Source organism: Salipiger mangrovisoli (assembly GCF_015223355.1).
In the GTDB taxonomy this organism is placed as follows: Bacteria; Pseudomonadota; Alphaproteobacteria; order Rhodobacterales; family Rhodobacteraceae; genus Salipiger; species Salipiger mangrovisoli.
Window position 1 is genome coordinate 35421 of the sequence record NZ_JADFFK010000032.1, and the last position, 10067, is coordinate 45487.

Consider the following 10067-nt stretch of genomic DNA (forward strand, 5'->3'; position numbering starts at 1 on the left):
GGAGGTCCTTTCACGTGTCACGCGGAGTGAACCACGCGCCTCGTGCCTTGCCAAGCGGATCGGCTCAGAGAAGGAAATCGTCCACGGTCAGCTCGTCTTCGGACTGGATCAGCAGGCTCTGCGCCTCGCCGTCGATGTCGAAGCTGAGGCTGGCCGTCCCCTCGTCCTGCGTCAGCGCCGCCATCAGCGCGTCGCCATCCGCCCATTGGCCGAGCTCGGAAAGGTCGATCACGTCCTCGCCCGAGAAATCGGTGATGGAGACATTGCCTGCTGCCGCGCTCACGCCGAAGGTATCGCCCCCCGCCCCACCGGTCAGCGTGTCGTCGCCGCCACCGCCCCAGAGCGTGTCGTCGCCGTCCCCGCCTTCGAGCAGTTCGTCCTCTTCGGTGCCGGTCAGCGCGAGATGCGCTTCGCCCTCTTCGTCGAGCCACCACAGGCTGCCGCTCTGCGAAATGCTGACATCGCTGATCTCGCCATGCAGCGCGCTGTCGCCGCTGCCACCGAGCAGGTTGGTGAGCCGCTCGCTGCCGCTCGGCACCACGCCGTCGCCCTCGGCGATCTGTACGCCGTCCTTTTCGACATACATGAAGCCGGTCTCGTCAACGCCCACCGTCCAGGTCGCGCTCTCGCCCTCGATCAGCGCATCCTCGGCCACGACGTAGTGGGTGAACCCGCCTTGGCTGACCGAGAAGACAACGGCATTGCTCGGGCCAAGCTGGCCGAAGGCGATGCGGTCTTCGCCCGCGCCGCCAAATTCAAACACCTGCTGGTCCCGTGCCTCGGTCAGATCGTCGAAGCGCAGCTCCGCCTCGAACTCGAAAGCCCCGCCGATCTGCGGAAGGCCGTCGCCGGAGACCTCGGGGAGGATCGGCTCCGGCGCGCCTGCGTCCGTCTCCTCGTCATCCGGCACATGGGTCTGCGTGCCCGCTTCCGGGGTCCAGACATCCTCGCCCTGCACCAGGCTGACATCGCTCATCTCACCCCGGAAGCTGGTCGAGCCCGAGCCGCCGAGCAGGTTGATCAGCCGCGCGCTGTCGGCGGGAACGATGCCGTCACCCTCGGCGATCTGCACGCCGTCCTTCTCGATATACATGAAGCCCGAGCCATCGACACCCACGGTCCAGGTGGCGGTCTCGCCCTCGGTGATCGCATCCTCGGCGACGATCAGCGCAGTGACTCCATCCTGCACGATCTCGAACAGCACGGCGTTGCTCGGCCCGAGTTGGCCAAAGCTGATCCGGTCCTCCCCGCCGCCACCGAACTCGAAGACCCGCTGGTCGCGGGCAGCGGTGATGTCGTCGAAGCGCAGCGTGGCCTCGAACTCGAAAGCGCCCTCGATCTGCGGGAGCTCCCCCGAGGTCTCGGGATCGGGTTCAGGATCGCTGGGAACGCTGGGCTCAACGGGCTCCGTCGGCGTCTCGGGATCCGCCGGCTCGATCGGGTCCGTCGGAGCCTCCGGATCGGTGCCCTCGCCGTCCGGGCCACCCTCTGCGCTCTCTTCGCCGCCCGAAGTCCAGGTCCCGCTGTCCTGGGTGATCGTCACGGCGCTGATCTCGCCGACCAGCGTGGTCTCGCCGGCGCCGCCCAGGAGGTTGGTCAGTCGCTCGCTGTCCGCCGGCACGACGCCGTCACCCTCGGCGACCTGCACCCCGTCCTTTTCGATATACATGAAGCCGGTTTCGTCGATGCCGACGGTCCAGGTGGCGGATTCGCCCTCGACGATCGCATCCTCGGCAACGATCAGCCAGGTCGCCCCATCCTGCACGACCTCGAAGACCAGCGCCGTGCTGGGACCAAGCTGGCCGAAGGTGATGCGGTCCTCGCCTGCGCCGCCGAACTCGAAGACCTTCTGGCCCTGCGCGCCCGAGAGGTCATCAAACCGGACGGTCGCCTCGAATTCAAAGGCCCCGTCGATCTGCGGCAGCGTGCCGCTGGGCTCCACCGGGTCCGCAGGATCCGTCGGCTCGCCGGGTTCTACCGGATCAACAGGGTCCACGGGGTCCACGGGGTCCACGGGGTCAGCAGGATCAACGGGATGGGTCTCCGCCGCTGCCGGGATCCCCATCGCCTGCAACTGCGCGGCCGAGGACACCTCGGAGGCCAGCACCCCGACCAGCGTCAGGGCGACACCGCCGGGGAAGCCCAGGATCGCGTCGCCCGTGCCGTCGCCATTCGTGTCGCTCACCGTGACGTCGGCCACGTCGACCGGGTTGCCCTCGTCGTCGGTCAGCCCCGAGACATCCAGCAGGTCATTGCCGGCGTAGGTCCCGTCGCCGAGGTCGCTCGGCGCCGCGAAGCCCTGCACCGCATCGAGCCCGCCGCCGTCCGACAGCGCCAGAGTATCGGTGCCCGCACCGAGGATGATGTGCTCGACCTCGTCGTAGACCAACGTGCCTGTGCCATCGGTGACGCTGCCGATCTCGGGACTGATATGGCCAAGGTCGATGCGCAGGGCATCGGTGACCAGCGACAGGTCGAGCGTGTCGCCCAGCACCTCGTCGACGCCCTCGGCATCGACCGTGTCGTTGCCGAAGCCATTCTCGATATGGAAGGTGTCGTCCCCCCAACCGCCCCAGTAGTAGTCATCACCGGTACCGCCCCAGAGATCGTCGTTGTCGTAGGAGCCGCGCATCCAGTCGTTGCCCGCACCGCCGTAGATCGTGTCGTTGCCCTCGTTGCCCTCCAGCGTGTCATCGCCTTCGCCGCCGCTGACGAAATCGTCCCCCTCCTGGCCGTAGAGCGAGTCGCTGCCCGCGCCGCCGACCAGCGAATCGTCGCCGCCGTTGCCCGCTACGGAATCGTCGCCCGCGCCGCCGATGACCGTGTCCGCGCCCTCCCCCGCATGAACGGTATCGTTGCCGTCGCCGCCGTCGATCAGATCGTCGCCAGCGTAGCCGAGGATGCTGTCGCCCCCCGCGCCGCCCGCGATCGTGTCAGCGTCGTCGCCGCCGCCCAGAGTGTCTTGGCCCGCGCCGCCGGTCAGAAGAGTGAAATAGCTCCAGTCGGTGCCCGCCCCGAGCGCCGCGTCGAAGACCGCCGGTGCGGTGGTGTCCCCGATCAGGAAGCTGCCGCCCGCGTAATTGAGGAACAGCACGAGGTTGGCCTGGTCAAATTCGATATCGAAGCTGTCCGGGAGCGCCGAGAAATCGAGCGTATGCCCCGCCGAACTTTCGGACACCGCCGCCCAGAAGGAGGGATCGTTCCAGTTCTCCAGCGTCACCGCGTAGACCGTCATCGCACATACCTTGACTTAGCCGCCCCACACACGCGGGGACTTGGACTCATCCTGGGTCGGACTGCACCCAGAATTAAGACCGGATAAGGACGATTTGCGACAACTTTAAGGCGTCGATTTATTCGACAGGGCTACTTCGGAAACAGCTCCGGCGATGCGGCGGGATTGTCATTCAGGTGTCAGAAATACTCGGGATGCCGCAAAGAAATCTCGTCTGCCTTCGCCAGCGTCCCCGTAAGGTGCCCACGCAGTTCCGACTCGGCCTTGCCCGACTCTCCGGCCCGGATCGCCGCAACGATGCGCTGGTGATAGCCGAGGATCTCCGCCACCTTGCCCGGATCGGGCAGGTTGAGCTTGCGCAGCCTGTCGATATGGCCCGAACGGCCGGTGACCAGTTCCCAGAGCGGGGCCACGCCCGCCGCCTCGAAGAGTGCGCGGTGAAAGCGCCGGTCAAGCTCGGCGAACCCCTGCAAGTCGCCCTCTTCGAAGGCCCGCTGCATCTGCGCCAAGAGACTGTCCACCGGGGCCAGCAGTTCGGGATTTCCCGCCCGGATCAGCGTCTTTGCGACTTCGATCTCGAGCGACATGCGCAGGAACTGGGTCTCGCGGGCCTGTGCCACGTCAATCTTCGAGACTTCGGTCTTCGACTGCGGGAAGATCACCAGAAGCCCCTCTTCCTCGAGCCGCATCATCGCGTCGCGCACGGGCGTCTGGCTGACCCCGTAATAGTCGGCGATCTCGCCGCGCGACAGGTTCTGCCCCGGCTCAAGCTCGAGCGACAGGATCCGGGCGCGCAGCGACTCCTGAATTTGCTGGCTCACCGACTGGCGCTTCACCTGCCCGCGCCCGGAGCCTTCGAATGGTCCGCCTGCCATGACGTTCACGAAATCGTCCTTTCCCTTCATCCCGCCGCCTGCCTCCGACTCCTCGTAATCCCGAACCGGACAATAAACCATCCTTGTCACAGATGCACTAATATATTAGTACATGAGCAGCGGACTGGAGAAAGGCCCGCACGATTCTTCTGGGAGGACAGACGTGAAACTCACCCAAACCGCCGTTCTGGCGTTGTCGGTGTCGGCGCTTGCCGCCACCGCTCAGGCGCAGACGCTCAACATCCAGACGTCCTTTAACGCGGGCGACTTCTCGACCCAGTTCATCACCGACAACTGGCTGCCGAAGATTTCCGAGATGACGGACGGCCGCATCGAGATCGTGCTGACCCCGAACGGCTCGGTCGTGCCCGCCAAGGAAACCCCCGAGGCCGTGGCCGCCGGCGTGATCGACGGCGATTTCACCTCGGTGAACTACTTCGCCGGGCTCGAACCGGCCTATGCAATCATGGGCGACCTGATTTCTGGCTACGACACCCCGCAGCAGATGCTCGGCTTCTGCAAGGACGGCGGCGGCGAGGCGATGATGCAGAAGGCGGCGGATTCGGTGACCGGCGGCGAAGTCCACGTGATCGCCTGTGGTCCCTATTCGCGCGAGGCGCTGCCCGCCCGCACCCCGATCCGCACCTTCGAGGACCTCGCAGGCAAGAAGATCCGCTCGCCCGAGGGCCTTGCCGCCGCGGTCTTCTCGGCCGCCGGTGCCTCGCCCGTGTCGATCCCCTTCTCGGAAGTCTTCGGCGCGCTTGAAAAGGGTATCGTCGATGCCGCCGACGCCTCGGCCTACGTGAACAACGACGCGACCGGCCTGCACGACGTGGCCCCCTACCCGCTTTATCCCGGCATCCACTCCATGCCCTCGATGCAGTTCACCCTGAACACCGAGACCTGGGAGAGCCTGTCGGAGGAAGACCAGCAGGCGCTGCGCAGCTGGTGGTACGACGCGATGTTCGCCATGGCCGAGGAAGTCTCGAAGAAGGACGCCGAACTGGCCGCCCGCGACAACGAGACCGACAAGATCGAGGTGATCGACTGGGCGCAGGAAGACCGCGACAAGCTGCGCGACGTCGCCCGCGCGGAATGGGAGAAATACGCCGAGAAATCGGACCTGGCGAAAGAGGCGCTGGACGCCAACATCGCCTACATGACCGAGATCGGCCTGTTCAAGAACTGAGCCCTCGGGCTTGCCGGGCCGCCCTCCCTTGCTCCCGGGGGCGGCCCACCCCTCCTGCACATTCCGGGGAGATGCGATGAAACGCCTTCTTGCCCGCTATGCCGACGCGATGGACCGCATCAGCGTGTTCATCGGGCATGGCTGCTCTGTCCTCTTCTTTGCCTGCATCGTCGTCTCGGCGCTCGAGGTGGTGATGCGCTACGGCTTCGACCGCCCGACGCTCTGGTCGACCGAGCTGGCGATGACCCTCTGCGCCTCGGCCTGGGTGCTGTCGGTGGGCTACGTCACCCAGCGCCACCGGCACATCTCGATCACCATGGTCGAGCTGCTGGTGAGCCCGCGCACCTGGCGGCTGTTCCGGCTCGTCCAGATGCTGATCGCCTTCGGTGCCGTCGCGGTGCTGACCGCCGCGCTGTGGAAACCTGCCGTGAAGGTGCTCTCGCGCACCGAATACTCCGGAACCGCGATGAACTCGATGCAGCCGACCTATCTCAAGGTGCTGATCGTCGTCGGCTGCGCGTTCTACCTGCTGCAACTGCTCGCCAACGTCATCCGTTGGGCCCAGCACACCGAGGGAGACGTCAGCGGTGGGCATTGAAATCATCACCCTTCTCATCGTCGTCGCGCTTCTGGCGCTGATGGCGCTCGGGGTGCCGCTTGGCATCACGACGCTGACCGTCTCGCTTGGCACGGCGATCCTCTACTTCGGCGAGCGCGCCGGCTTCTTCATCGTCGCCGCCAACGTCAGCGAGGTGTTGCACAAGTACGAGCTGATCGCGGTGCCCTTCTTCGTCTTCATGGCGAACGTGCTCGAACGATCCGGCATCGCCAATTCGCTTTTCGACTCCATGGCGATCATGGGCGGGCGCTTCCGCGGCTCGGTGGCGGTGCAGACCTGCATCGTGGCCGTGGTGCTGGCCGCCATGTCCGGCATCATGGGCGGCGAGATCGTCATGCTCGGCCTCATCGCCCTGCCGCAGATGCTGCGCCTCGGCTACGACAAGAAACTGTCGATCGGCATCATCTGCGCCGCCGGCGCGCTGGCCACGCTGATCCCGCCCTCGGTGGTGCTCATCGTCTACGGGCTGGCCGCGCAGGTCTCGATCACCAAGCTCTTCGCCGCCTCGGCGGTGCCCGGGCTGATCCTTGCCGCGCTCTACATCACCTATATCCTCGTGCGGGTCCGGCTGAACCCCGCCATGGCCCCGATCTACGACATCCCCGAGACCGGCCTGCCCTTCTTCCAGCGGCTGCGCTACCTCAAGGGCGTGATCCTGCCGGGCATCCTGATCGGCGCCGTGCTGGGGGTGATCTACTCGGGCATCGCCACCGTGACCGAGGCCGCGGCCATCGGCGCCGTCGGCGCGCTGGTCGTCGCCGCCATCCGCGGCGAGCTGAAATGGAAGATGGCCCGCGACGCCATGCGCCAGACGGTGCTGACGGTCGGCTCGATCATCTGGCTGGTGCTGGGCGCGGTCTCGCTGATCGGCATCTACAACCGCATCGGCGGCGGCGACTTCCTGCGCGGGCTGCTCACCTCGCTCGACATCGGCCCGATCTGGGTGATCGTGGTGATGATGCTGATCGTCATGGTGCTGGGCACCTTCCTCGAATGGATCGCGATCATCTTCATCACCGTGCCGATCTTCGCGCCCGTGGTGGTCGATCTCGGCTTCGATCCGGTCTGGTTTGGCGTGCTCTTCGCGATGAACATCCAGATCTACTACCTGTCGCCGCCCTTCGGTCCCGCCTGCTTCTTCCTGAAGTCCGTGGCTCCGAAGTCGATCGAGCTGCAGACCATCTTCGCCGCCGTGCTGCCCTTCATCGCACTGCAGTTCGTCGGGCTGATGCTGGTGCTGTTCATCCCCGATCTGGCGCTCTGGCTGCCCTCGATGCTGGATTGAGGAGAGAGACATGAAACCCACCGACGACGACCTCACCCGTCAGGACGAAGACATCTCGGCCGCCGAATTCGCGGCCGAGGAACAGCAGGACGCGCATGATTTCGGCAACTGGCCCGAAGTCGCCGGACTGCTCTTCACCCTCTTCGTTTGCTGGCTGATTTTCGCCTTCACGGGATAGACGCAATGACCAAGAAGACCCCTGACACCCTGCGCTCGGCCCGCTGGTTCGCCCCCGACGACCTGCGCAGCTTCGGCCACCGCTCGCGGATGATGCAGCTCGGTTACGCAGAGGAAGACTTCCGCGACCGTCCGATCATCGGCGTGCTCAACACCTGGTCCGAGCTCAACACCTGCCATTCGCACTTCCGCGAGCGCGTGCAGGACGTGAAGCGCGGCGTGGCGCAGGCCGGCGGCTTCGCCGTCGAGATGCCCTCGCTCTCGGTGGACGAGAGCTTCACCAAGCCCACCTCGATGCTCTACCGCAACCTGCTGGCGATGGAGACCGAGGAGATGATCCGCTCGCACCCGCTCGACGGCGTGGTGTTGATGGGCGGCTGCGACAAGACCACGCCCGGGCTGGTCATGGGCGCGATCTCGGCCGGGGTGCCGATGATCTACCTGCCCGCCGGGCCGATGCTGCGCGGCAATTACGCGGGCAAGATCCTGGGCTCCGGTTCGGACGCCTGGAAATACTGGGACGAGCGCCGCGCCGGCAATATCACCGACGAGGAATGGCTTGGCGTGCAGGGCGGCATCGCCCGCTCGGCCGGCACCTGCATGACCATGGGCACCGCCTCGACCATGACGGCGATCGCCGATGCGATGGGGCTGACCCTGCCCGGCGCCTCCTCGATCCCGGCGGTGGATTCGGGCCATATACGCATGTCCGCCGACTGCGGCCGCCGCATCACCGAGATGGTCTGGGAGGACCTGACCCCCGACCAGATCATCACCGAGGCCGCCTGCCGCAACGCCGCCGTCGTGGCCATGGCCACCGGCTGCTCGACCAACGCCGTTGTCCACCTCATCGCCATGGCGCGCCGCGCCGGGGTGAACCTGACGCTCGACGATCTCGACGCGCTGGGGCGCACCACGCCGCTCATCGCCAACGTCCGGCCCTCGGGCAAGGACTACCTGATGGAGGACTTCTACTACGCCGGCGGCCTGCGCGCGCTGATGAAGCAGATCGAGGCGCAGCTCGACACCTCCTGCCTGACGGTGACCGGCAAAACCCTGGGCGAGAACCTCGAGGGCGCGCAGGTCTACAATGACGACGTGATCCGTCCGCTGTCGAACCCGGTCTACAAGGAAGGCTCGCTCGCCGTGCTGCGCGGCAACCTCTGCCCCGACGGCGCGGTGATCAAGCCCGCCGCCTGCGATCCCAAGTACTACCAACACGAGGGCCCGGCGCTGGTCTTCGACAGCTACCCCGAGATGAAGGCGGCGGTTGACGACGAGGACCTCGAGATCACCCCCGACACGGTGATGGTGCTGCGCAACGCCGGCCCGCAGGGCGGCCCCGGCTTCCCCGAGTGGGGCATGCTGCCGATCCCCAAGGCGCTGATCAAGCAGGGCCACCGCGACATGCTGCGCATTTCCGACGCGCGCATGTCCGGCACCTCCTACGGCGCCTGCGTGCTTCATGTTGCCCCCGAGAGCTACGTCGGCGGCCCGCTGGCACTGTTGAAAACCGGTGACATCGTGCGGCTGGATCTAGACGCAAGGCGGCTCGACATGCTGGTCTCGGACGCGGAGCTGGCCGAACGCCGCGCCGCCTGGAAGGCCCCCGAGCCACGCTTCGAGCGGGGCTACGGCGTGATGTTTTCGCGCCACGTGAGCCAGGCCGACCAGGGCTGCGACTTCGACTTCCTGCAATCCGACTATGGCCGCCCCACGGGCGAGCCGGACATCTTCTGAGGGACAGAGACAGAGGACCCGACATGAGTGACTACACCCTTTCCGACGACACCCGCGAGAAGCTTTCCCGCGTCTCCACCGCCTCGATCGCGACGCAGCTCTACAAGCGCGGGCTGCGCAATCAGTTCATCCAGGGCGTCTCCCCCGTCGCGCCCAAGGACAAGAACATGGTCGGCCAGGCCTTCACCCTGCGCTACATCCCGGCACGCGAGGACCGCAATCCGCTGGAGGTGTTCCGCAACGCAGATCACCCGCAGCGCGTGGCGGTCGAGACCTGCCCGCCGGGCCAGGTGCTGGTGATGGACGCCCGCAAGGACGCACGTGCGGCCACCGCCGGCTCGATCCTCGTCACCCGCCTCGCGGTGCGTGGCTGCGCCGGGGTGGTCTCGGACGGCGGCTTCCGCGATGCCCATGGCATCGGCCAGCTCGACATGCCCGCCTATTGCGCCAACCCCTCGGCCCCCACCAACCTGACGCTGCACGAGGCCTATGACATCAACGTGCCCATCGCCTGCGGCGACGCCGCGGTCTTCCCCGGCGACGTGCTGGTCGGCGACCGCGACGGGGTCATGGTGATCCCGGCGCATCTGGCGGACGAGATCGCCGAGGTCTGCGCCGGAATGGAGAGCTTTGAGGATTTCGTCCTCGAGGAGGTTCTGGCCGGCGCCCCGATCATCGGCCTCTACCCCTGCACCAAGGAAGAGAACCAGAAGAAATACGAGGCATGGCGCGCGAAAACCGGGCGCTGATCCGGGACCTTCCCGTTTGGGGCGCGAGATCTTCGCGCCCCATTTTGCTTTCCAACCCTCCCCAGCGATGGAGACAGACATGAGTTTCACCCCGCACGGCAAGCACCTGATCGCGGGCGCCTGGGTGGCTGGCGAGACCAGCTTCACCTCCGAGCCGGCGCATGGTCCCAGCCACGCCTTCTCGGTCGGCACCCCGGC

General features: G+C 66.4%; 8 protein-coding genes. 6 read left to right on the forward strand and 2 right to left on the reverse strand.

The window, feature by feature from the left end; all coding sequences use genetic code 11:
- Positions 1 to 64: 64 nt before the first annotated feature.
- Together IQ782_RS26495 and IQ782_RS26500 are read right to left on the reverse strand one after the other, a co-directional pair.
- Complete coding sequence (locus tag IQ782_RS26495) at positions 65 to 3235, reverse strand: M10 family metallopeptidase C-terminal domain-containing protein (protein ID WP_194137687.1); 3171 nt, start codon at positions 3233 to 3235, stop codon at positions 65 to 67.
- A 179-nt stretch (positions 3236 to 3414) separates the two neighbouring features.
- Entirely contained in the window at positions 3415 to 4140 is a 726-nt protein-coding gene (locus tag IQ782_RS26500; RefSeq protein WP_240989589.1) for a GntR family transcriptional regulator, read from the reverse strand.
- A gap of 133 nt (positions 4141 to 4273) precedes the next feature.
- On the opposite strand from IQ782_RS26500, the gene dctP reads away from it, so the two are divergent.
- From dctP to IQ782_RS26530, 6 genes are all read left to right on the forward strand, one after another.
- Positions 4274 to 5299 carry a TRAP transporter substrate-binding protein DctP gene (gene dctP / locus IQ782_RS26505; RefSeq protein ID WP_338092653.1) on the forward strand — a complete coding sequence of 342 codons (1026 nt, stop codon included), beginning with the start codon at positions 4274 to 4276 and terminating at the stop codon, positions 5297 to 5299.
- Between the two features lie 76 nt (positions 5300 to 5375).
- A complete protein-coding gene (locus IQ782_RS26510; protein ID WP_194137689.1) occupies positions 5376 to 5897 on the forward strand; it encodes a TRAP transporter small permease subunit in 522 nt (173 codons plus the stop codon).
- Entirely contained in the window at positions 5887 to 7203 is a 1317-nt protein-coding gene (locus IQ782_RS26515) for a TRAP transporter large permease subunit (RefSeq protein WP_194137690.1), read from the forward strand. Before IQ782_RS26510 ends, IQ782_RS26515 begins: the two co-directional genes overlap by 11 nt.
- 10 nt (positions 7204 to 7213) lie before the next feature.
- A complete protein-coding gene (locus IQ782_RS26520) occupies positions 7214 to 7381 on the forward strand; it encodes a hypothetical protein (RefSeq protein ID WP_194137691.1) in 168 nt (55 codons plus the stop codon).
- Positions 7382 to 7386: 5 nt separating this feature from the next.
- Positions 7387 to 9120, forward strand: coding sequence for an L-arabinonate dehydratase (araD, locus tag IQ782_RS26525; protein ID WP_194137692.1), 1734 nt, complete (start codon positions 7387 to 7389; stop codon positions 9118 to 9120).
- Positions 9121 to 9143: 23 nt separating this feature from the next.
- Entirely contained in the window at positions 9144 to 9869 is a 726-nt protein-coding gene (locus IQ782_RS26530) for a ribonuclease activity regulator RraA (protein WP_194137693.1), read from the forward strand.
- Positions 9870 to 10067: the final 198 nt, after the last annotated feature.